The sequence below is a fragment of the Bradyrhizobium sp. WSM1417 genome (assembly GCF_000515415.1).
Taxonomy (GTDB): domain Bacteria; phylum Pseudomonadota; class Alphaproteobacteria; order Rhizobiales; family Xanthobacteraceae; genus Bradyrhizobium.
Genome location: NZ_KI911783.1, coordinates 3,405,926 through 3,428,534 on the forward strand (window position 1 = coordinate 3,405,926; position 22,609 = coordinate 3,428,534).

The 22,609-nt window shown below is 64.0% G+C and carries 17 protein-coding genes; 12 read left to right on the forward strand and 5 right to left on the reverse strand.

Annotated features, from left to right (window positions below):
• Nucleotides 1-45: 45 nt before the first annotated feature.
• From BRA1417_RS0116435 to BRA1417_RS0116470, 8 genes are all read left to right on the forward strand, one after another.
• Nucleotides 46-1,425, forward strand: a complete 1,380-nt coding sequence (locus tag BRA1417_RS0116435; RefSeq protein ID WP_027516691.1) for an MFS transporter — start codon at nucleotides 46-48, stop codon at nucleotides 1,423-1,425.
• 119 nt (nucleotides 1,426-1,544) lie between these two features.
• Nucleotides 1,545-1,973: a globin family protein gene (locus BRA1417_RS0116440; RefSeq protein ID WP_007593949.1), complete on the forward strand. Its 429-nt coding sequence runs from the start codon at nucleotides 1,545-1,547 to the stop codon at nucleotides 1,971-1,973.
• A gap of 10 nt (nucleotides 1,974-1,983) precedes the next feature.
• Nucleotides 1,984-3,201: an NAD(P)/FAD-dependent oxidoreductase gene (locus BRA1417_RS40540; RefSeq protein ID WP_084462252.1), complete on the forward strand. Its 1,218-nt coding sequence runs from the start codon at nucleotides 1,984-1,986 to the stop codon at nucleotides 3,199-3,201.
• A 15-nt stretch (nucleotides 3,202-3,216) separates the two neighbouring features.
• Entirely contained in the window at nucleotides 3,217-5,922 is a 2,706-nt protein-coding gene (locus tag BRA1417_RS0116450; protein WP_027516692.1) for a nitrate reductase, read from the forward strand.
• A gap of 297 nt (nucleotides 5,923-6,219) precedes the next feature.
• The gene (locus BRA1417_RS0116455) at nucleotides 6,220-7,122 is read left to right on the forward strand and encodes an SMP-30/gluconolactonase/LRE family protein (protein WP_035968593.1); all 903 of its coding nucleotides are present in this window, start codon (nucleotides 6,220-6,222) and stop codon (nucleotides 7,120-7,122) included.
• A 45-nt stretch (nucleotides 7,123-7,167) separates the two neighbouring features.
• The gene (locus BRA1417_RS0116460; RefSeq protein ID WP_027516694.1) at nucleotides 7,168-8,007 is read left to right on the forward strand and encodes an aldo/keto reductase; all 840 of its coding nucleotides are present in this window, start codon (nucleotides 7,168-7,170) and stop codon (nucleotides 8,005-8,007) included.
• A 185-nt stretch (nucleotides 8,008-8,192) separates the two neighbouring features.
• The gene (locus BRA1417_RS0116465; protein WP_027516695.1) at nucleotides 8,193-9,134 is read left to right on the forward strand and encodes a DMT family transporter; all 942 of its coding nucleotides are present in this window, start codon (nucleotides 8,193-8,195) and stop codon (nucleotides 9,132-9,134) included.
• 59 nt (nucleotides 9,135-9,193) lie between these two features.
• Nucleotides 9,194-10,273 carry a zinc-binding dehydrogenase gene (locus tag BRA1417_RS0116470; protein ID WP_027516696.1) on the forward strand — a complete coding sequence of 360 codons (1,080 nt, stop codon included), beginning with the start codon at nucleotides 9,194-9,196 and terminating at the stop codon, nucleotides 10,271-10,273.
• Nucleotides 10,274-10,277: 4 nt separating this feature from the next.
• Here the strand turns inward: BRA1417_RS0116470 and BRA1417_RS0116475 are convergent, their stop codons facing one another.
• On the reverse strand, nucleotides 10,278-10,739 hold the full coding sequence (locus BRA1417_RS0116475) for an Lrp/AsnC family transcriptional regulator (RefSeq protein WP_027516697.1): 462 nt from the start codon (nucleotides 10,737-10,739) through the stop codon (nucleotides 10,278-10,280).
• Between the two features lie 133 nt (nucleotides 10,740-10,872).
• Here BRA1417_RS0116475 and BRA1417_RS0116480 point away from each other — a divergent pair, with 133 nt between their 5' ends.
• Together BRA1417_RS0116480 and BRA1417_RS0116485 are read left to right on the forward strand one after the other, a co-directional pair.
• Complete coding sequence (locus tag BRA1417_RS0116480; protein WP_027516698.1) at nucleotides 10,873-13,236, forward strand: transketolase; 2,364 nt, start codon at nucleotides 10,873-10,875, stop codon at nucleotides 13,234-13,236.
• Nucleotides 13,237-13,518: 282 nt separating this feature from the next.
• A complete protein-coding gene (locus tag BRA1417_RS0116485) occupies nucleotides 13,519-14,949 on the forward strand; it encodes an aldehyde dehydrogenase family protein (RefSeq protein WP_027516699.1) in 1,431 nt (476 codons plus the stop codon).
• Nucleotides 14,950-15,114: 165 nt separating this feature from the next.
• Here the strand turns inward: BRA1417_RS0116485 and BRA1417_RS0116490 are convergent, their stop codons facing one another.
• On the reverse strand, nucleotides 15,115-16,092 hold the full coding sequence (locus tag BRA1417_RS0116490) for an SMP-30/gluconolactonase/LRE family protein (protein ID WP_027516700.1): 978 nt from the start codon (nucleotides 16,090-16,092) through the stop codon (nucleotides 15,115-15,117).
• A gap of 89 nt (nucleotides 16,093-16,181) precedes the next feature.
• On the opposite strand from BRA1417_RS0116490, the gene BRA1417_RS0116495 reads away from it, so the two are divergent.
• Nucleotides 16,182-17,006: an NAD(P)-dependent oxidoreductase gene (locus BRA1417_RS0116495; RefSeq protein ID WP_027516701.1), complete on the forward strand. Its 825-nt coding sequence runs from the start codon at nucleotides 16,182-16,184 to the stop codon at nucleotides 17,004-17,006.
• 37 nt (nucleotides 17,007-17,043) lie between these two features.
• Here the strand turns inward: BRA1417_RS0116495 and BRA1417_RS0116500 are convergent, their stop codons facing one another.
• Entirely contained in the window at nucleotides 17,044-18,315 is a 1,272-nt protein-coding gene (locus BRA1417_RS0116500; protein WP_027516702.1) for an MFS transporter, read from the reverse strand.
• 300 nt (nucleotides 18,316-18,615) lie between these two features.
• Here BRA1417_RS0116500 and BRA1417_RS0116505 point away from each other — a divergent pair, with 300 nt between their 5' ends.
• Entirely contained in the window at nucleotides 18,616-19,029 is a 414-nt protein-coding gene (locus BRA1417_RS0116505) for a hypothetical protein (RefSeq protein ID WP_027516703.1), read from the forward strand.
• 126 nt (nucleotides 19,030-19,155) lie between these two features.
• Here the strand turns inward: BRA1417_RS0116505 and BRA1417_RS0116510 are convergent, their stop codons facing one another.
• On the reverse strand, nucleotides 19,156-21,438 hold the full coding sequence (locus BRA1417_RS0116510; RefSeq protein ID WP_245286241.1) for a hybrid sensor histidine kinase/response regulator: 2,283 nt from the start codon (nucleotides 21,436-21,438) through the stop codon (nucleotides 19,156-19,158).
• A 337-nt stretch (nucleotides 21,439-21,775) separates the two neighbouring features.
• A complete protein-coding gene (locus tag BRA1417_RS0116515) occupies nucleotides 21,776-22,480 on the reverse strand; it encodes a GntR family transcriptional regulator (protein WP_027516705.1) in 705 nt (234 codons plus the stop codon).
• Between the last annotated feature and the right edge of the window lie 129 nt (nucleotides 22,481-22,609).

A 22,609-nucleotide genomic window follows, 5' to 3' on the forward strand; every position in this document is an offset into this window, starting at 1 on the left:
GCTGAGCCTGCAACGACGCAGCGGTGAGCCTGGAAGGGATACTCAATGACGAAGAATCCAACTTGGATTTCAGACTGGCGCCCCGAAGATGAGGCGTTCTGGAATGCGACTGGCAAGACTATCGCGCGACGCAACCTGATCTGGTCGATCGTGGCCGAACATATCGGCTTCTCGGTCTGGCTGATCTGGAGCATCGTCACCACCAAGCTGCCGCAGGCGGGCTTCCACTACACCACCGACCAGCTGTTCCAGCTCGTCGCGGTGCCCGGGCTGATCGGCGCGTTGATGCGCTTTCCCTACACCTTCGCGGTGACGACCTTCGGCGGTCGCAACTGGACCATCTTCAGTGCGGCGATCCTGTTCATTCCGACGCTCTCGCTCGCCTATTTCGTCGGCCAGCCCGACACGCCGTTCTGGCTGATGCTGCTGATTGCCTCGACCGCCGGTCTCGGCGGCGGCAATTTTGCCTCCAGTATGACCAACATCTCGTTCTTCTTCCCCGACCGGATGAAAGGGTGGGCGCTCGGACTGAATGCGGCCGGTGGCAATATCGGCGTCTCCAGCGTGCAGCTGTTGACCCCGATCCTGATGACGCTCGCCGTCATCAACCTGTTCCAGGCAACCCCTGTCGACGGCGTTTTCCTGCAAAACGCCGGCCTGATGTGGGTGCTGCCGATCGCGATCGCGGTGTTCGGGGCAGTGTTCTTCATGAACAACCTGACCACGGCCAAGTCGTCGATCAAGAACCAGCTCGCCGTGGTCAAGCGCAAGCACACCTGGATCATGGCGTATCTCTATATCGGCACGTTCGGCTCCTTCATCGGCTACTCGGCGGCATTTCCGCTGCTGATCAAGACCCAGTTCCCGCAAGTCACGATTGCGATCGCGTTCCTGGGACCGCTGGTCGGCTCGCTGTCGCGGCCGCTCGGCGGCTGGCTTGCCGACAGGATCGGCGGCTCGGTCATCACGTTCTGGAATTTCATCGTGATGGCAGGCGCGACGATCGGCGTGCTCTACTTCGTCGGGCACAAGGATTTCATCGGCTTCCTGTCGATGTTCCTGGTCCTGTTCGTGACGACGGGCATCGGCAACGGCTCGACCTATCGCATGATCCCCTCGATCTTCCGCGAGCAGAACTTGTTCAGGGTGCGCGGCAAGGGCGATGCAGAGCGCGCGGTCGCCTTGAAGACGGCGAGCATCGAAAGCGGTGCTGCGGTCGGCTTCATCGGCGCGGTCGGCGCCGTCGGCGGCTATCTGATCCCGACCGGGTTCGGCAAGTCGATCGCGCTGACCGGCGGGCCGCAGCTCGCGCTCGCGATTTATCTCGGTTTCTACGCCTCCTGCCTCGCGCTGACCTGGTGGTTCTATCTGCGTCGCAGCCCGCAGGGTGAAGGCGCGTCAAGCCTCGCCGGAGCGCGTGTCTAATACTTGGTACGAATCTCGCTTCTCCCCGTACGCGGGGAGAAGCATTGCCCGACAGTTTGACAATGAACCTGGTTCGCAATGGCGCGCACCAAGGCAAACCCAACAGGCAGGAGAACATCATGACGCCAGAACAGATCACCCTCGTCCAACAGAGCTTTGCCAAGGTCGCGCCGATTTCCGCGCAGGCCGCGGTGCTGTTCTACGATCGCCTGTTCGAGGTCGCGCCATCCGTGCGCGCGATGTTTCCCGAGGACATGACCGAGCAGCGCAAGAAGCTGATGGGCATGCTCGCCGCCGTCGTCGGCGGTCTGTCGAACCTGGACTCGATTCTTCCCGCGGCCTCGGCGCTTGCGAAGCGTCACGTCGGCTATGGCGCCAAGGCCGAGCACTACCCCGTGGTCGGCGCGACCTTGCTGTGGACCCTGGAGAAGGGCCTTGGCGAAGCCTGGACGCCGGAACTCGCTACCGCCTGGACCGACGCCTACGGCGTGTTGTCCGGCTACATGATTTCCGAGGCCTACGGCGCACAGCCGCAGGCCGCCGAATAGGAGATGCGTTGTGAGTGAACCGCTGGTCATCGTCGGTAACGGTATGGCGGCCGCGCGTCTGGTCGACGAACTCGCCAAGACCTCGCTCGGCCGCTACGCGGTCGCCGTGATCGGCGAAGAGCCGCGGCTCGCTTACAACCGCGTTCTGCTCTCCTCCGTGCTGGCCGGCGAGACCGGCTCGCACGAGATCGAGCTCCGGCCTGCCGACTGGTGGCGCCATCGCGGCGTCACGGTGCGCTACGGCTATCGCGTCAGCGAGATCGACACCGGCCGACGCGAGCTCAAGATCGAAGGCGAAGAGAGCATGGAATATTCCAAGCTCGTGCTCGCCGTCGGCTCGACGCCGCTGCGGCTCAACGTGCCGGGCGCCGATCTCGTCGGCGTGCACACCTTTCGCGACACCCGCGACGTCGATCTGCTGCTGACGCTTGCCGCGGCTAAGAAGCGCGTCGTCGTGGTCGGCGGCGGTCTGCTCGGACTCGAAGCGGCTTACGGCCTCGCCAAGGCCGGAGCGCCCGTGACGCTGCTGCACCTGATGGATCGGCTGATGGAGCGCCAGCTCGATGCACCCGCTGCCGACCTGCTCAAGACGCTGGTCGAGCGCAAGGGCATTCGTATTCTGCTCAATGCATCCACAGCCCGCATCCACGGCGAGGGCCATGTCGAAGCGGTCGAGCTTGCCGACGGCAGCCGCATCGAGGCCGATGCGGTGATCTTCGCCGCCGGCATCAGGCCCAACATTGCGCTGGCAAAGGACGCCGGCATCGCAGTCAACCGCGGCATCGTCGTCAACGACGAGATGCAGACGGCGTCACCTGATATCTACGCGCTCGGCGAATGCGCCGAGCATCGCGGCACCTGCTACGGTCTCGTCGAGCCTGCCTACGAGCAGGCGCGCGTGCTGGCGCGGCATCTCTCCGGTCGTCCCGCGGCCTATCAAGGCAGCGTGGTCTCGACCAATCTGAAGGTGTCGGGGGTCAGCGTGTTCTCCGCCGGCGACTTCATGGGCGGGGAGGGCAGCGAGAGCCTCGTGCTGTCAGACCGCAGGCGCGGCACCTACAAGAAGCTCGTCATCGCCGAGGGCCGGCTCACCGGCGCCCTGCTGATCGGCGATACCGTCGATGCGCTCTGGTATCTCGAACTGATCCGCAACCGCGAAAAGGTGGCGGCGATCCGCGCCGACATGATGTTCGGCCGCGCACTCGCGCGTCCTTCCAAAGCGGCTTGATTGAGGCGGCTTGATATGACGGCGATCGATCCCACGCTCCGCGCCACCAAGACGACCTGTCCGTATTGCGGCGTCGGCTGCGGCGTGCTTGCGACGCCAGACGGCAAGGGCGGCGCGGCGATCGCGGGCGACCCCGATCATCCTGCCAATTTCGGCCGGCTGTGCTCCAAGGGCTCGGCGCTCGGCGAGACCGTCGGGCTGGAAAGCCGGCTGCTCTATCCGATGATCCGCTGCAAGGGCGCGCTCGAACGCGTGGCCTGGAGCGATGCGCTCGATCACGTCGCCCACCGCATGCAGCACATCGTCGCGCGCGACGGCGCCGACGCGGTCGCATTCTATCTCTCGGGCCAACTGCTGACCGAGGACTATTACGTTGCCAACAAGCTGATGAAGGGCTTTGTCGGCACGGCCAACGTCGACACCAATTCGCGGCTGTGCATGTCGTCCTCGGTCGCCGGTCACCGCCGCGCCTTCGGCGCCGACACCGTGCCCGGTTGCTACGAGGATCTCGACCAGGCCGATCTGCTCGTCTTCGTCGGCTCGAATGCCGCCTGGTGCCATCCCGTGCTGTTCCAGCGCATGCTGAAGAACCGTGGGGAGCGCGGCGCGCGCATGATCGTGGTCGATCCGCGCCGCACCGACACCGCGACCGACGCAGATCTGTTCCTGGGCCTCAAGCCCGGCACCGACACGGCACTGTTCTCCGGCCTGTTCGTCCACCTCGCCGACAATGGTGCGCTGGATCAGGATTACATCGCGCAAAACACGTCTGGCTTTGACGACGCGCTGGCGCGCGCACGCAGCATTGCCGGCGGCGTCGCCGCGACCGCACTGGCGACCGGCCTCTCCGAGCAGGACGTTGCGACCTTCTTCAAGATGTTCCGTGACACGCCCCGCGTCGTCACGCTGTACTCGCAAGGTGTCAACCAGTCGGCGCAGGGCACCGACAAGGTCAACGCGATCCTGAACTGCCATCTTGCCACGGGCCGCATCGGCAAGCCCGGCGCCTCGCCGTTCTCGCTCACCGGCCAGCCCAACGCGATGGGCGGCCGTGAGGTCGGCGGCCTCGCCAACCAGCTCGCCGCACACATGAACTTCACGCCGCCGGACATCGATCGCGTGCGGCGGTTCTGGAAGGCGCCGCGCATCGCCACCCATGAAGGGTTGAAGGCGGTGCAGCTGTTCGAAGCCATCAACCGCGGCGAGGTCAAGGCGCTGTGGGTGATGGGCACCAACCCCGCAGTGTCGTTGCCCGACGCGGACTTCGTGCGCGAGGCACTGAAGAAGCTCGAACTGTTCGTGGTCTCCGAGAACGTGCTCTCCAACGACACGGTCGATGCAGGCCCGCACGTGCTGCTGCCCGCGCTCGCCTGGGGCGAGAAGTCGGGCACCGTGACCAATTCTGAGCGCCGCATCTCGCGCCAGCGTTCGTTCCTGCCGGCGCCCGGCGAGGCACGGCCGGACTGGTGGATCCTGAGCGAAACCGCAAAACGCCTCGGCTTCGGCGACAGTTTCAGTTACAAATCCGCAGCCGACATCTTTCGCGAGCACGCCGCGCTCTCGGCGTTCGAGAACGATGGCAGCCGCGACTTCGATATCGGCACGCTGACCTCGCTGTCCGACGAAGCCTTCGACGCCTTGAAGCCCGTGCAGTGGCCCACACGTGAAGGTGAGGCGCCCGGCGAGCGCTTCTTCGCGGCCGGCGGCTTCTTCACCAACGACGGCAAGGGCCGTTTCGTCGCGCCGGAAGTCCCGGCGCTGCGCGGCGAGACCGGACCGTCGCGGCCGCTGCGGCTCAATACCGGGCGCATCCGCGACCAGTGGCACACCATGACGCGCACGGGCCTCAGCCAGCGGCTCGGTGCGCATCTGCCCGAGCCGTTCGTCGAGATTCATCCCGATGACGCCGGCAAATACGGCATCGTCCATGACGGCTATGCCCGCATCACCACCGACTATGGCCAGTGCACCCTCAAGGTCGTCGTCAGCGACCGCCAGCAGCGCGGCACGCTGTTCGCGCCGATCCACTGGAGTGCGATGAACGCCTCGCACGGTCGCGTTGGGGCGCTGGTTGCACCGTTCACCGATCCGTTCTCGGGGCAGCCGGAGTCCAAGGCGACACCAGCTGCGATCGTGCCTTATGAATACGTCTTCCGCGGCTTTGCGTTGTCGCGCAAGCAGCTGGAGCTGCCGCCGAACCTGATGTGGACCCGCGTCACTGTTACCGGCGGCTTCGGCTATCTCTTCGCCGACAATGCGGACCTGTCGCGCTGGCCGGCCTGGCTCGGTGGCGTTGCCGGCGAGGATGTCGCCGACTATCGCGACTTCGGCGGCGGCGTTTATCGCGCGGCGTCGTTTGCCGGCGACCGCATCGAAACCTGCCTGTTCGTCGGCCCCGCGCATGATGCCGGCGACTGGGACGTGGTGAAGAGCCTGTTCGTGGCCGACCACGTCACCGACGAGCAGCGGCGCATGCTGTTGTCCGGTAAGTCAAGCGAGGGCGCGGCTTCGACCGGACCGGTCGTCTGCGCCTGCTTCGGTGTCGGCCGCGGCACCATTTGCGACACCATCGTCGCAGGCGCGCGCACGGCCGCCGAGATCGGCGCAAAGCTCAAGGCCGGCACCAATTGCGGCTCCTGCATCCCCGAGCTGAAGCGCCTGATCGCGACGACGGAGGTGGCGCCAGCGAAGCAGACCAAGCGCGCGGGCGCGGCGGGGTAGGGGCGACTTTCTCGGTCGTCGCTGCATACTCCGCCGTCATCGCCCGGCTTGACCGGGCGATCCAGTACGCCGAGATGCCTGTGATCAAGCGGTAAGGCCACGGCGTACTGGATTCCCCGCTTGACGCCTACGCTAAAGCTTCGGCGCCCCTGGACCTCAACCCCGGCGAAGCCTTGGCGTAGCCGGGTCGCGGGGAATGACAGCGAGGGCGGGGCGCTATGCCTCAGCCCAATCGACGCACGCCCCATTGTGCCCTATGGTGCCGCGCTCTCGCCCTCAACGCGCAAAACAATAATGATGTACCTGGAAACGCCGCCGCGCCTGATCGAGACCAGGCTCTTCTCCGCCATGCCCGACAAATTCCGCCGCAAAGGCGAGCGGACGGATTGGGCCGATGCCAACCGGCCGGGCGTGCCGACAGACTCCTTCATCGAAGGCCCGTCGTTCGACAAAGATGGCAATCTCTACATCGTCGACATTCCCTTCGGCCGCATCTTCCGCATTGCGCCCGACGGCGAGTGGTCGCTGGCGATCGAATATGAGGGCTGGCCGAACGGGCTGAAGATCGCGGCCGACGGCCGCATCCTGGTCGCCGATTACATGCACGGCATCATGGAGTTCGACGCCAAGGCAAGCCGCATCAAGCCGGTGCTGACTTCGCGCAATTCGGAATCCTTCCGCGGCTGCAACGATTTGCATCTCGCTTCCAACGGCGACATCTATTTCACCGACCAGGGTCAGACCGGCCTGCATGACCCCAGCGGACGTGTCTATCGCCTGGCGCCAAGCGGGCGGCTGGATTGCCTTGTTAACACCGGCATCAGTCCGAATGGTCTGGTGCTCGATCCAACCGAGACCGTGCTGTTCGTCGCGATGACGCGCGACAACGCGGTGTGGCGGTTGCCGTTCATGAAGGACGGCAGCGTCTCGAAGGTCGGGCGCTTCTGCTCGCTGTTCGGCACCAGCGGCCCCGATGGCTTGACCATGGATGCCAGGGGCCGGCTGTTCGTCGGTCACGCCTCGCTCGGTCATGTCTTCGTGTTCGCGCCCAACGGCGAATTGATCGCGCGGGTGAAATCGTGTGCCGGACCGAATTGCACCAATGTCGCGATTGGTGGCGCGAACAAAGATCGGCTCTATATCACGGAGTCTGCCACCGGTAGCGTATTGGTCGCAGACATCGGCGTATTGAACTCTTGAGCTTGATGGCGGTTGCCCGAGCGAACGAGCGGTATCGGAGCAAATATGAACACGAAACCCTTCGGCAAAACCGGCGCCAGCGTCGCAGTCATCGGGCAGGGCACCTGGTATCTCGACCATGGCGATCGCAAGCGCGCGATCGCGGCGCTTCAGCGCGGGCTCGATCTCGGCATGACCCACATCGATACCGCCGAGATGTATGGCGATGCCGAGCTCGTCATTGCCGATGCGATCGTGGGACGGCGCGACCAGGTGTTCCTCGTGTCAAAGGTGCTGCCGAGCAACGCCTCCCGCCGCGGAACCATCACCGCGTGTGAGCGCTCGCTGAAGCGGCTGAAGACAGACCGGCTCGACTGCTATCTGCTGCATTGGCGCGGCTCGTATCCGCTGGAGGACACTGTGGCCGCGTTCGAGGAGTTGGTGGAGGCCGGCAAGATCAAATCCTGGGGTGTCTCCAATTTCGATGCCGATGATCTCGACGAGATGCTTGACGCCGCCGGCGAAGGCCGCATCGCCTGCAATCAGGTGCTCTATCATCTGAGGGAACGCGCGATCGAGCATGCGGTGATCCCGTGGTGCGAGCAGCATGGTGTTGCCGTGGTCGCCTATTCGCCGTTCGGCCACGACGATTTCCCTGCGAGCAGCAGCAAGGGCGGTGCGGTGCTGGTGCGCATCGCGGAGGCGCGTCGCGCGACGCCGCGCCAGGTCGCGCTGAGCTTCCTCACCCGTGCGACTACGGTGTTCGCGATCCCGAAGGCGTCGTCCGCGGAACATGCAGGCGAAAATGCCGCGGCCGGCGATCTCGTGCTGACGAAAGACGAGATTGCGGCGCTCGATGCGGCGTTTCCGCGCGGTCCGAAGCCGCGCGGGCTGCCCATGCTGTAGTGCACAAACGCCCATTATTAATGGAGTCTTGACGCGCGCGGACGTGAGCGCATATCGGCATCCTGTTTTCGGAAGTTGTGAAAGCGGCGCAATTATCGTTTTTTACGATCATTCCCGATTCGCATTCCTAGGTTCCAGCCGTGACCCCGCCGCCCGCCGCAGCCGCAAGGCTCGACAGTATTCCCATGCCTATGCCGGAAAAGAAGCCGCAGGCGCGCCGCGCGCCCGCGCGCGTCGATCATCCTTTCAAGGGCATCGCGCTGGTGCTGCTGTCGACGATCTTTCTCGGTTGCTCCGATGTCACCGCGAAATATTTGTCGTCGAGCCTGCCGTCGATCGAGATCACCTGGATCCGCTTCGTGACGTTTGCGCTGATGTTCACGCCGGTGATGCTGCCGGGCTCGCCGCTTCATGCCATGCGCACCGAGCGCCTCGGCCTGCAGCTGATGCGCGGCGCGGCATTGCTCGGCTCTTCGCTGTTCTTCATCACCGGCCTGAGCTTCCTGCCGATCGCGGAAGCGTCCGCGACCGGCTTCGTGTCGCCGCTGTTCGTCACCGCGCTCTCAATCATCTTCCTGAGCGAGAAGGTCGGCATGCGCCGCTGGATCGCCACCGCGATCGGCTTGACCGGCGTGATCATCATCCTGCGTCCGGGCTCCAGCGCGTTTCACGCCGCCGCGTTCTTCCCGATCGTCTCGGCGTTCTGCTGGGCTGCGGCGCTGATCCTGACGCGCATGATGAGCGGGCGCGAAGCCGTCCTCACCACGATGGCCTATTCGGCGCTGACGGGCGTTGCGATCCTCTCCCTGATGGTACCGTTCGTCTGGGTCACGCCGACCTGGACCGCGATCGGGCTTGGCATCGTGATAGGCGTGGCCTCCACCGTCGGCCAGTGGATCATCGTGCTGGCCTATCGCTACGGCGATGCCTCGGTGCTGGCGCCGTTCTCCTACACGCAGTTGCTGTGGGTCAGCATTTTGGGCTTCTTCCTGTTCGGCGAAGTGCCTGATGTCTGGACCGTCACCGGTGCAGCCTTCATCGTCGCCAGCGGCCTCTACATCGCCCATCGCGAGCGCATCCGTCGCGCCCAGCTCCTGATCATGGAAGAGCGTTCCCCGAACCCCTGACGCAAGTTCACGCGTCCGCTTCGTGCTATCAATGGCTCCAACAAGCCGGGAGGAGCCGAATGCGCGCTGCGATTTTCAGGAACGGTGAGATTGTCGTCGACCGGATGGCGGAGCCGAAGCCCGGCCCCGGCCAGGTGCTGGTCAAGACGCTCGCCTGCGGCATCTGCGGCTCCGATCTGCACGCGCGCCAGCACGCCCACCGCATGGTGGAGATGGCGCGAAAGACCGGACGCAAGCCGATGGATCTCGCCCGCGACGTCGTGTTCGGCCAAGAGTTCTGCTGCGAGATCGTCGACTTCGGCCCGGGGACCGTGCGCAAGCTCAAGCCGGGCACGCGCGTCTGCTCGCTGCCGGCTCTTGTGACGCCACAGGGCATCGAAGGCATCGGCTATTCCAACGACAACGTCGGCGGCTACGCCGAGGCGATGCTGCTGAGCGAAGCGCTGCTGCTCGAGGTGCCCAACGGTCTCGCGCCGGAGCATGCCGCGCTCACCGAACCGCTCGCGGTCGGCGTGCACGCCGTCGCCAAGGCCAACATCCGAGGCGGCGAGGTGCCGCTCGTGATCGGCTGCGGACCGGTGGGGCTCGCGGTGATTGCGGCGCTGAAGCTCAAGGGCCTGCATCCGATCATCGCGGCCGACTATTCGCCGGCGCGGCGCGCGCTTGCGGCAAAACTCGGCGCCGATATCGTCGTGGATCCAAGAGTGTCGCAGCCATATGCGACCTGGGCCGAGCACGCGCAGATGTCGGACGCGGAGAAGGCGGCGCGACCGCCGTTGCAGGCGATGCTGCCCGCCCTGAAGCCCGCGATCATCTTCGAATGCGTCGGTGTGCCCGGCCTGCTGCAGCAGGTGTTCGAAGGCGCGCCGCGCGATGCCAGGATCGTCGTGGTCGGCGTCTGCATGGAGACCGACAGGAGCGAGCCGATGCTCGGCATCATGAAGGAGCTCAACGTCCAGTATGTGCTCGGCTACACGCCGGACGAATTCGCAGCCTCGCTGCGCCTGATCGCGGAAGGGCAGGTGGATGCAGCGGCGATGGTGACGGCGGAAGTCGGCATCGATGGCGTCGTAAAGGCCTTCGCCGATCTCGCCAATCCTGAAGTCCACACCAAGATCATCGTGCAGCCGTGGCGGTGAGCCGTCACACCGGCAGTGCGATCGAATACTTCACCTGGCTGAGCGCAAAGCTGGACTCGATCGAGGCGATGCCGTCGAGCCGGGTCAGCTTGGTCTTCAGGAAAGTCTCGTAGGAAGCGAGGTCGGCCGCGACGACGCGCAGGAGGTAGTCGCGGTTGCCGGTCATCAGATAGCACTCCAGCACCTCGTCCCATTTCGAGATCGCCCGCGCGAAGCGGTTGAGATCCTCCTCCTTCTGCCGCGCCAGCTTGATCGAGATGAAAACGCTGACATGCAGCCCCAGCGCCTTCTGGTCCACGGTCGCGATGTAGCGCGAGATGACGCCGCGTTCCTCCAGCAGCTTGACCCGGCGATGGCAGGGCGACACCGACAGCCCGACCTTGTCGGCCAGCTCCTGCATGGTCAGCCGGCTGTCGTTCTGGAGCAAGGCGAGGATTTTTCGGTCGATGGCGTCGAGGCCGGGCATTGGGATGAACCTGTCGTTTTTACCGATCGATTGGTAATCTATCCCAATATTGGCTGGCACTGCGCGAAAAATTGAGAAGTTTGGTGCTTCCCGCAGGGGTATCATCGCGCACCTGTTTTCCGGGAGCATTGCCATGCCCGTTGATACCGCCCGCCTCGACACATTGACCGCGCTTGCCCGCAAGGCGCTGTGGCTGTCGTCATGGACCATCCATCACGCCAACCACATCCGCGCGAATGCGGACGGCCTCAAGGTCGGCGGACATCAGGCTTCGTCGGCCTCGCTCGCCACCATCATGTCGGCGCTGTATTTCCACGTGCTGAAACCCGAGGACCGCGTCGCGGTGAAGCCGCATGCGAGCCCGGTGTTCCACGCTATTCAATATCTGTTCGGCCGGCAGAGCCGCGAGAAGCTGGAGAATTTTCGTGGCTTCAAGGGCGCGCAGTCCTATCCCTCGCGCACCAAGGACGTCGACGACGTCGATTTCTCGACCGGCTCGGTCGGCCTCGGTGTCGCGCAGACGCTGTTCGCCTCGCTGGTGCAGGACTACGTCAAGGCGCATGGCTGGATGAAGGATCGCCGCGAGGGGCGGATGATCGCGCTGGTCGGCGATGCCGAGATGGACGAGGGCAACATCTTCGAGGCGCTGGCGGAAGGCTGGAAGCACGGCTTGCGCAACACCTGGTGGGTGGTCGACTACAACCGCCAGTCACTGGACGCCGTGGTCCGCGAAGGCCTCTGGGAAAAGTTCGAGACCGTGTTCCGCAATTTCGGCTGGGACGTGGTGATCGTGAAATACGGCCGGCTGATGCGCGAGGCCTTCGCGGAAGCCGGCGGCGAGGCGTTGAAGCGCTGGATCGACAATTGCCCGAACGCGCTCTACGCCGCACTGTGTTTCCAGGGCGGCGCGGCGTTCCGCAAACATCTTCACGACGAGATTGGCGACCAGGGCCCCATCACCAAGCTGATCGACAAGCGCAGCGACGACGAGCTATTGGCGCTGATGTCGAACCTCGGCGGCCATGACATGGCGAGCATGCTGGACGCCTTCGAATCCGTCGACCACGATCGCCCGGTCTGCTTCATCGCCTACACCATCAAGGGCGTCGGTCTGCCGTTCCAGGGCCACAAGGACAATCACGCCGGCCTGATGACGGTTGCGCAGATGGAGAAATATCGCGACAGCCAGAACATCCGGCCCGGACACGAATGGGACAGATACGAGGGCCTCGCGCAAAGTGCCGCCGAGCTCGACGCCTTTCTCGCGGGCGTGCCGTTCAACCAGGACGGCCGCCGGCTCACCGCGCCTGTGATCGAGGTGCCGTCGCAGCTCGCCTTCAAGCCGGCGCCGCAGATGTCGACCCAGCAGGGGTTTGGGCTGGTGCTGAACGAGATCGCGCGCGGCGACAGCGAGCTTGCCAGGCGCATCGTCACGACATCGCCTGACGTCACCGTCTCGACCAATCTTGGTCCGTGGGTGAACCGGCGCGGCCTGTTCGCGCGCGGCGAGAAGGCGGACTTATTCCGCAGTGAGAAAATTCCCTCCACCTTCAACTGGGACTTCTCGCCCAAGGGCCAGCATCTCGAGCTCGGCATCGCCGAGATGAACCTGTTTATCATGCTCTCAGCACTCGGCCTGTCGCACCAGATCAACGGCGAGCGGCTGCTGCCGGTCGGCACGCTCTACGATCCCTTCATCGAGCGCGGTCTCGATGCGCTGAATTATGCTTGCTACCAGGATGCCCGCTTCATGGTGGCGGCGACGCCGTCGGGCATCACGCTGGCGCCTGAAGGCGGCGCGCATCAGTCGATCGCAACGCCTTTGATCGGCATGGCGCAGGACGGCCTTTCCTCGTTCGAACCGGCCTTCGTCGACGAGCTCGCCGTGATCATGGGGTGGGGCTTCAATCACATGCAGCGCGATCCGGGCGAGGGCGGCTCGGTCTATTTGCGGCTCTCGACGCGCAGCATCGAGCAGGCGCAGCGGATCATGACGCCGGAGCTTGCAGAGGGCATCACCGACGGCGCTTATTGGCTGCGCAAGCCGGGCCCCAATGCCGAAGCCGTTATCGCCTATACCGGCGCCGTGGCGCCGGAAGCGATCGAGGCGACCGGCTTCATCGGCGAGAGCCGGCGCGACATCGGCCTGCTCGCGATCACGTCCGCGGATCGTCTGCATGCGGGGTGGACCGCCGCACGGAAATTGCGCCGTGATCGGCGCGGCGTGCAGCATCTCAGCCACATCGAAAAACTGCTCGCGCCGCTGCCGCGCGACTGCGGCATCGTGACCGTGATCGACGGCCATCCGGCGGCGCTCGGCTGGCTCGGCAGCGTCCGCGGCCATCGCGTCGAGGCGCTCGGCGTCGAGCAGTTCGGCCAGACCGGCACCATCGCCGATCTCTACCGCCACCACGGCATCGACGCCAACGCCATCATCGATGCGGCCGAAAGCCTCACCACCGGCGCGCCGGTGCTGCATCGGAAGATGGCGGTTTAGTTCTCCGTCGTCGTCCTGGCGAAAGCCAGGACCCATACGCCGCGGCGGTTGTTGCAAGCGACAGGCGGTAGACGTCTGAGCAAGCCAACCAACGTTGGTGGTAATGGGTCCTGGCCTTCGCCAGGACGACGTCCAGGACGGCCTTGCCACCCCTCCGCCATCGGCTCATATAACCTCCGTCCGCCGCAATGCTGGCCCGGCATATGGCGGGTTCAATTGCCGGCGCTTTCGTGCAAGGATGGCTGCCGAAACGCCCCCCAAGCCCCCAAGAAGAGGTTCACTATGGTCAATCGCATGCAGTTCTACATCGACGGCGCCTGGGTCGATCCCGCCGTCAAGAAGTCCACCGCCGTGGTCAATCCGGCGACGGAAGAGGCGATGTACGAGGTTGCGCTGGGCTCCAAGGCCGACGTTGATAAAGCCGTCGCTGCCGCCAAGCGCGCGTTCGTGACGTTCTCCCAGACCAGCCGTGACGAGCGCGTCGCGCTGCTCACCAAGGTCATCGAGATCTACAAGGGCCGCCTCAAGGAGATCGGCGCCGCCGTCTCCGACGAAATGGGTGCGCCGCTGCCGATGGCCGAAAAGCTGCAGGCCGGCGCCGGCCTTGGCCACCTCATGACCACGCTCGACGTGCTCAAGAACTATCATTTCGAGGAACCGGTCGGCACCGCCATGGTGCTGCGCGAGCCGGTCGGCGTGGTCGGCATGATCACGCCCTGGAACTGGCCGCTCAACCAGATCGCCTGCAAGGTCGCGCCCGCGCTCGCCGCCGGCTGCACCATGATCCTGAAGCCGTCGGAGTTCACCCCGACCTCGGCCTTGATCTTTGCGGAAATCCTCCATGAAGCCGGCGTGCCGAAGGGCGTGTTCAACCTCGTCAACGGTCTCGGCCCCGAGGTCGGCGCCGCCATGAGCGAGCACCCCGACATCGACATGATCTCGTTCACCGGCTCCACTCGCGCCGGCATCGACGTGGCCAAGCGCGCGGCACCGACCGTGAAGCGCGTCAGCCAGGAGCTCGGCGGCAAGTCGCCGAACGTCATCCTCGAAGGCGCCGACCTCACGAAGGCGGTGACCGGCGGCGTGATGCACATGTTCAACAACTCCGGCCAGTCCTGCAACGCGCCCTCGCGCATGATCGTGCCGGCCTCGAAGATGAAGGAAGTCGCCGCGATCGCGAAGGCCGTCGCCGACAAGACCAAGGCTGGCGATCCCCGCGCCGAAGGCACCACCATCGGTCCGGTCGTCAACCGCGGCCAGTGGGACAAGATCCAGGGCCTGATCAAGAAGGGCATCGACGAGGGCGCAACGCTCGTCGCCGGCGGCCCCGGCCTGCCCGAAGGTGTCAACAAGGGCTTCTATGTCCGTCCGACCATCTTTGCCGACGTCACCCCCGACATGACGATTGCGCGTGAAGAGATCTTCGGACCGGTGCTGACCATCATCGGCGCCAAGGACGAAGCCGAAGCGGTGCACATCGCCAACGACACGCCCTATGGGCTTGCCGGCTACGTCTCAGGCGCTTCGGTCGAGGACGCCAAGCGAGTCGGCCGCCAGATCCGCGCCGGCAACGTCAACCTGCAGGGCGTGCCCAACGATCGCAGCGCGCCGTTCGGCGGCTACAAGCAATCCGGCAACGGCCGTGAGTGGGGCAAGTACGGCCTCGAGGACTTCCTCGAAGTGAAGGCCGTCGCCGGCTTCAACGCGGCGTAGGCTTTACCGCCTGGCTCAACATGACGCCGGAGCGGGCAACCGCTCCGGCGTTTTTCGTTCCGTCATTGCGAGCGAAGCGAAGCAATCCAGAGTCTTTCCCAAGGTGCAGTCTGGATTGCTTCCTCGCAAGAGCTCCTCGCAATGACGAGGAGAGAGTTGGGAAGACTATCCCCCGACCGCACCTTGCGTGTTCACATACAGCGCGTAGATCGACTGGCTCGCGGCCATGAACAGGCGGTTGCGCTTGACGCCGCCGAAGCAGAGATTGGCGCAGCGCTCGGGCAGCGCGATGCGGCCGATCATGACGCCGTCGGGCGCGAACACCACGACGCCGTCGAGCTCGGGATCGCCCATACCCCATCCGCACCAGAGATTGCCGTCGATGTCACAGCGCATGCCGTCCGGCGTGCCCGGACCTGCGTCGATGTGGACGCGCTTGTTCGAGATCGTGGTGCCATCCGCCGAGACGTCATAGGCGAGGATCTTGCGGTTCGGCACGCCGCGTGATTCCACGACGTAGAGGATTTTCTCGTCCGGCGAGAAGCAGAGGCCGTTGGGCCCGAGCACGCCTTCGGCAACGACGGTTGCCTTGCCGGTCGCGGGATCGAGCCGATAGACGTTCGGCTCGATCTCGGGCTCGGCCTTGTAGCCCTCGTAATTGCCGAGCAGACCGAAGGTGGGATCGGTGAACCAGACTGCGCCGTCGGACTTCACCACGACGTCGTTCGGCGAGTTGAGCTTCTTGCCGCCGAACGAGTCCATCAGCACGGTAATGCTGCCGTCATATTCGGTGCGGGTGACGCGACGGCCGCCATGTTCGCAGGTGACGAGCCGGCCCTGCCGGTCGCGCGTATTACCATTGGCGAAATTCGAAGGCTTGCGGAACACGCTGACCGCCCCGGTCTCCTCCTCCCATTTGACGATGCGTTGGTTCGGGATGTCGCTGCACAGGAGATAGCGCCCGTCGCCGAACCACACCGGCCCCTCGGCCCAGCGAAGGCCTGTCGTCAGCCGCTCCACCGCCGAGAGTTTCAGCCAGTATTTTTCGAAGCGGGGATCGAGTGCCTTTATCGCCGGATCGGGATAGTAGCTCGCCGGCCGCCAGCCTGGCCGCTCCTGCGGATGGGACGATGCCTCATTCATGTCGGTTCTCTCGTTTCGTTCCCTCTGGACAATCCTGCTATCATTAGAGACATGTGACCGCAAATTGGTTGCCAAAGGCGAGGAAAGACATGCCGCGTATCTTGATGACGGGAGCTTCGGGCGGGATCGGAACGCGTCTGCGACAACTGCTGCCGCCGATCTATCCAGACCTGCTGCTCAGCGACATCCGCCCGCCGGCCGATCTCGGCCCGAACGAGCAATTCAAGGCGGCGGACCTCTCTGACCTGGCGCAGTGCGAGGCGATCTGCGAGGGCGTCGACGGCATCATCCATTTCGGCGGCTATTCGGTCGAAGGTCCCTGGAACGACATTCTCCAGGCCAACATCATCGGCGGCTACAATCTGTTCGAGGCCGCGTATCGCAAGGGCGTCAAGCGCGTGGTGTTCGCCTCCTCGAACCATGCCGTCGGATTCTATCCGCGGCACCACAAGATCGGCACCGACGTGACCCCGCGCCCCGACGGCCGCTATGGCGTCAGCAAGGTGTTCGGCGAAGCGGTCGGCGCGCTCTATGCCGACAAGCATGGCCTGAAGGTGACTTGCCTTCGCATTGGCAATTTCGGCGACGTGCCGCTGGACCTTCGCCGCATCTCGATCTGGCTGAAGCCGGAAGATCTGGTGCAACTCTGCCAGATCGGGCTCGAGCATCCCGACATTCATTTCGAGATCTTCTACGGCGTGTCGCTGAACGAGCGCGCCTGGTGGGACAATCACCGCGCCTACGAGTTCGGCTACCGCCCCACCGGGCGCTCCGAGGACCACGTGGCGCACGCGATGGCGGAGCAGGCCAAGTTGAAGCCTGATCCGATCGGCGATCACTATCAGGGCGGCGCGTTCTGCAGCAACGAGTTCGACGGCGACACAAGCCGCATCATCGATTGGACCAAGCGGTAAGGCGCATTCGCAAAACCGGGGCGTCGGGATCGACGCCCTAGACCACGCGTTTGCCGGCCTGCGCCGCGATAGGCCTCTGCACGAAATACATCAGGATCAGCGAGATCACCGCCGTCGTCACGACGACGTATCCCAGCCGGTCGAAATGCCGGAGCGTACCGTCGGCCTCTTGCGCAATGAGCGCGGCGGCGAGCACGGAGCCGAGCCCGCCCGAGAGCTGCTGCAGGGACGCGCCGACAGCGCTGAAGGAGCCGCGTTGTGCCGGCTCGGGGATCGCGGAAATCAGCGCCTGTGACGGAATCATGCGGGAGAAGATGCCGACGAACATCAGGACGTTGACCAGGATCGCGACCGTCAGGCTCACCTCGCCGAGATGGGTGTAGATCAGCACCATGACGATGGACATGGCGCTGCCGAAGACGAAGGTGGGATATTTGCCGAACGCATCGCTCGCGCGTCCCACCAGCGGACCGATGACAATACTGAACAGGCCGGAGACGAGATAGATCGTCGGCAGATGCACGATGTCGATGCCGAGATTGTGCACGGTGTAGGCGCTGCCGAACGGCATCAGCATGTAGCCGCCGGTCGCCAGCAGGGTCGTCACCGAGAACGCCATCCAATAACGCGGCTGCGAAACCGTTGCGATCAGATGCCGGAACGGATTTCGATCCTGCTTCAGCCCGAGATGAGCGTTCACCGGCTTCATCAGGAACATCACGGCGGCCATCCCGATCACCGACAGGCCGACCAGTGCGCCGAACGCGACATGCCAGTTCCACTGGTTGGCGAGGAAAAGACCGGCCGGGATGCCCAGCACCTGGCTCGCGGCGAAGGCGGTTTGCACGAAACCCATGACGCGGCCGCGCAATTGCAGCGTAAACAGATCGGTGACGATGGCGAGCACGACCGAGCCGATCACGCCGCCGAACAGGCCGGTCACGATCCGCCCCAGCAGCAACAGATGATAGTTGGGCGCGATCGCGCACAGCGCCGTGCCAAGGGTGAAGCCGGCGTAGAAGAACAACAGCAGCCGCTTGCGGTCGAACCGGTCGGCAAAGCCGGCCGCCAGGATGCCGGAAATTCCCGCGCTGAACGCATAGGCCGAGACCGCCACGCCGAACTGGGCGGCCGAAATATCAAGCGCCGGCATCATGATGGCGCCGAGCGGCGACATGATCATGAAATCGATGATGATCGTGAACTGGACCAACGCCAGCAGCGCAACGAGGATCGCCTGGTAGCGCGTAAAGCCGCGGGATCGCTCCTGCGACTCGACGATCGGCTCGGTCAGGGTTTGTTCGGTCATGGCATTTCATTCGGGAGGGAATACGGGGAAGGATGTACGATTCGCGGCTGGGCGCCGGTCCTATCTATTTCCGACGGCGCGCTATTTCGATGGGTTGACAAAAGGTTTTGATGCCAATCTCGACGCGGTGCCTCGGTCATCGAGAACGAGCGCATGCGAGGGCCGAGCTTTGGCTTGGCGTCCTGCCCATTGATCCAGGTCAACCATGCCTTCGGCATTTGGTTCTCGATCTGCACGATCGCATTTCGGGAACCGGTGCCGCGATCACGGTTCGATTGCGGCAGTGTGCGAGTCAGGACAATGAAAATCAAATTGCCAGCCGTCGTACTGCTCGCGCTGATCATGTCCGACCCGGCGCGAGCCGCGACGCTCAGCGACGCCGAGGCGACGTTCCTCGACCAACTCGTCACCGCATCCGCGGTGCTCGAACAACGATGCGTCGGCTACGAGATCAATGGTGCCGGCAGTGTTCAGCTCGGCGCCCGACTTCTCGGCAGCACGGATGCCGCGATGGCGATGATTGATGCCTATGCGGCGGCTATCAAGGCCCGTGATGGCGAAGCCTCCGATCCCGGTAAATTCCGGATCGAGGTGTCCGACGCGGCCGCCAAAACGTTCAGGCGTATCCGGACGGACCTGGTCAGAGATCCGAAAGGTGCCTGCGCTGGTTATGGCGATACCAGCGTGGAGCGCGGCCTGCTGAGGCGGTATTGAACGCGCGTTCTGGCCTGCCGCGGCCTGACGGGAATCGGCGCGAGAGTGGGCCCGTGGGAGCGACATCTGGGTATGACGGCGGGGCGCAACGTAGCCCGTTGCGCAGAACCGGTGCGCTCTCGCTGGCTAGCCGTCCAGCACCTCTCGCACCTTCACTGCAAGTTCCTCGACGGTGAAAGGCTTGCTGAGCACAGCCAGGCCGGGTCTTACCACACGATTTTGGAGCATCGCGTTGGGCGTATAGCCGGTCGTGAAAAGAACCTTCAGATCCGCTCGGCGTCGAAGGGCCTCTTCAGAGAGCTTCGCGCCATTGGTGTCCGGCATGACGATGTCTGTGAATAGCAGGCTGACTTCCGGGGTGTCGTCCAAAAGCTGCAGCGCCGCTTCCGCGCTTTCAGCCTCCATCACGCGGTAGCCCAATTCCGTCAACGCGTCGACACTATACTGGCGCACTGCGGGCTCGTCCTCGACCACAAGGATAAGCTCGTGATTGTCGTCGGTAGGCAGGAACGCGGCTGCTTTTTCCGTGAAAACGGGCTCGGTCGCATCCACGAGCCTCGGCAGGTAGACCTTGAATGTTGTCCCTTCGCCGGGCTCCGAGTAGATCTTGACGTGGCCGCCCGACTGTTTGACGAAGCCGTATACCTGGCTGAGACCTAGGCCAGTGCCTTTGCCGACAGCCTTGGTGGTGAAGAAGGGGTCGAAGGCTTTGGCCATTACGTCCGCAGGCATGCCGGAGCCGGTGTCCGTCACCGCGATCAACACATATTGCCCTGCCAACACGCCTGGTTCGCTTGCCAGATAGCGGTCGTCCAAATCAGCGTTGTGAGTTTCGATGGTGAGCCGGCCGCCTTCCGGCATTGCGTCGCGGGCATTCACTGCAAGGTTCAGGAGGACATTTTCAAGTTGGTTTGCGTCGGCTGAGATGCGCCAGACATTTGAATCCAGCACAGTCTCCAACCTGACATCACTGCCGAGTGAGCCGCGTATGAACCCCGACATCCCCGAGACGAGCTTGTTGATATCGATCGGCTGGGGGTTCAACGGCTGTTGCCGGGAGAACGCAAGGAGGCGCTGCGTAAGCAAGGCAGCGCGGCGCGCTCCATCCATGGCAGCTTCGAGATAGCGCTTGGCGCGGGGGTCGATCTCGACCGTTCGGCGCTTCAGAAGATCGAGTGAGCCCATCACGATCGACAACATGTTGTTGAAGTCGTGCGCGATGCCGCCCGTGAGATGCCCGACGGCTTCCATTTTTTGCGCTTGGCGGAGGGCCTCTTCGGCGGCTCTCAGAGCTTCGGCCTGCTCTTTCTGACGATGGATGTCACGACCGATACAGTGAAATGCGCCCTTGCTAGCGGTGACCGACCAGGCGATCCAACGATAGGCTCCGTCTTTGCATAGGTAGCGGTTCTCGAATTCGCCGGACTCATCGTTAGCCGCGAGTTCGTCGGCCCAGAGGCGCGATCCTTCGATGTCGTCGGGGTGGATGAACTGCGTATAGGGTCGTCCCACGATCTCAGCTTGCGACCAGCCGAGCAGCGCTGGCCAGGCCGGATTGACCTCTCGGATGGTCGAGTCGAAAGCGACCACCGCGACCAAGAGGTTGGTCCCACTCCAGAGCTGATTGCGCTCCTCCGTGCGCTCCTGAACCAGGCGTTCGAGCTGTTCGCGCGATCGGGCTAGGATCTCCCGAGCGGCGACCATGTCCTCAATGTCTGTACAGGTCCCGTACCAACGCAAGATCACGCCATCTGCGTCGCGCACTGGCTGCGCACGTCCAAGCACCCATCGGTACTGCCCGGATCGATGACGGAGACGATACTCGATCTGATACGGTTCGCCGGTCTCCAGGGAGTGACGCCAAGCGGACCATGCGGCCTCTCGATCTTCCGGGTGGAACATTCCGTTCCAAGCTTCGCCGTCTGTGGAACCTTGCGGTACGCCGGTGAACTCGTACCAACGCTGATTGTAAAAGTCGTGGAACCCATCAGGTCGCGTTGACCAGATCATCTGGTCGATGGAGTTCGTGATCGCCGCGGCCCTGGCTTCGCTTTCGCGCAGCGCCGCTTCTGCAAGCACCTGGCCGGTGGTCTCCGCGACGGCGCAGAACATGCCCATCACTTCGCCCGTGGGCTCGCGAACCGCCGAATAGGAGAAGGTAAACCAGGTCTGCTCGTCGTAGCCGCGCCGGTTCATGATGAGCGGCAGGTTCTCCTGCCAAGTTGCCTCGCCAGCCATGGCTTTTTGGATCAGAGGCCAGATATCGTCCCAGATCTCGGCCCAAATGTCATGGAAGCGAGCGCCGAAAGCAGCCGGATGCTTGTCGGCGAGGATCTCAGCGTAGGCGTCGTTGTAAATGAAACCGAGTTCCGGGCCCCAAGCCACGAACATCGGAAACTTCGAGTCCATCGCCAGACTCACGACTGACCGAAGCGTCGGTGACCACCCCTGCGGTGGGCCGAGCGGTGACTTGGTCCAATCGCAGCTGTGCAAGAGCGCCTGGACCGGCGGGCCTCTCTCCGGCTGCTGCGCGCTAGGCAGGTCAACCATCGATGTTCTCGCAGCTCTGCGCCGCCGTACCGTCGATCATGGGCATGAGCAACTCAACCAGTGCGCCAGCTGTTTGTTGCCAACATACAGTTGAAACCGTCTCGGCCAAAGGTGCAAGATCGGGTTCGGAACGCGAGGCGGAAGCCGAAACCGCGGCTTTGTCCGAACGAATCTCAGCGCTGTAAGTGGACGTCTTTCACTTGTTCGGCGCGTCCCGACGTTCGACCTCGCCACCCGCAATCCGCGCCAGGTAATCCTTCTTGCTGAACTGCATATGATCCACGCAGAGCTGGGCCAGCGCCCAGCTGTCACGGCCCTTTAATAGCTCGATCATGAGCTCGTGCTGGCGCCGTGATTGTGCCAGCCCGTCGCTGTCGGCGAGATTCTTGGCGCGCATCGGCAGCGTCAGGTTCATGTAGTCCTGCAGCGAGCGCACCAGATAGGGATTGCCGCAGGCCGAGAACAGCGCGAGGTGGAAGGCGTCGTTGGTCTCGTGGATGCCGCGCAGGTCCTGCAAATCCGCTCTCGCGCAATATTGCCGTTGCAATGCGGAGAGCTCGTCGGTCAGATTTTGCGGAGCGGGCAGGGGGATCATCAGCGCCGCCTGCCGCGTCAGCATCTCCCGGACCTCGTAGATCTGCCGGACCTCTTCGGCCGAGTAGAATCGCACGGTGGCGCCGACATTCTTCTCGCGGCGGACGATGCCGCGGCGCTCCGCATCCACCAGCGCCTGGCGCACGAAGTGGCGCGAGGTGCCGTAAGCCGACATCAGCGCGTCTTCCGTGAGGCGCGCGCCTGGCGCGAGTCGGCCGAAGATGATGTCCTCCTCGAGCCGCGCGACGATGTCGTCCGGATCGTCGCGCCGGACCGTCATGGCGTCTGCGGTGTGAGTGTCGGACATGCCCTCGGCCTCCCGGCGCCTGGCCGGTCCGTCCTGTGGAGCAGGGAAGGCTAGGATTGTCAATAATCCGGTCGTTTACCAGTATGACAATCCGGAAAATGCCAGGATTGACGTCTGTCTTATTGACAA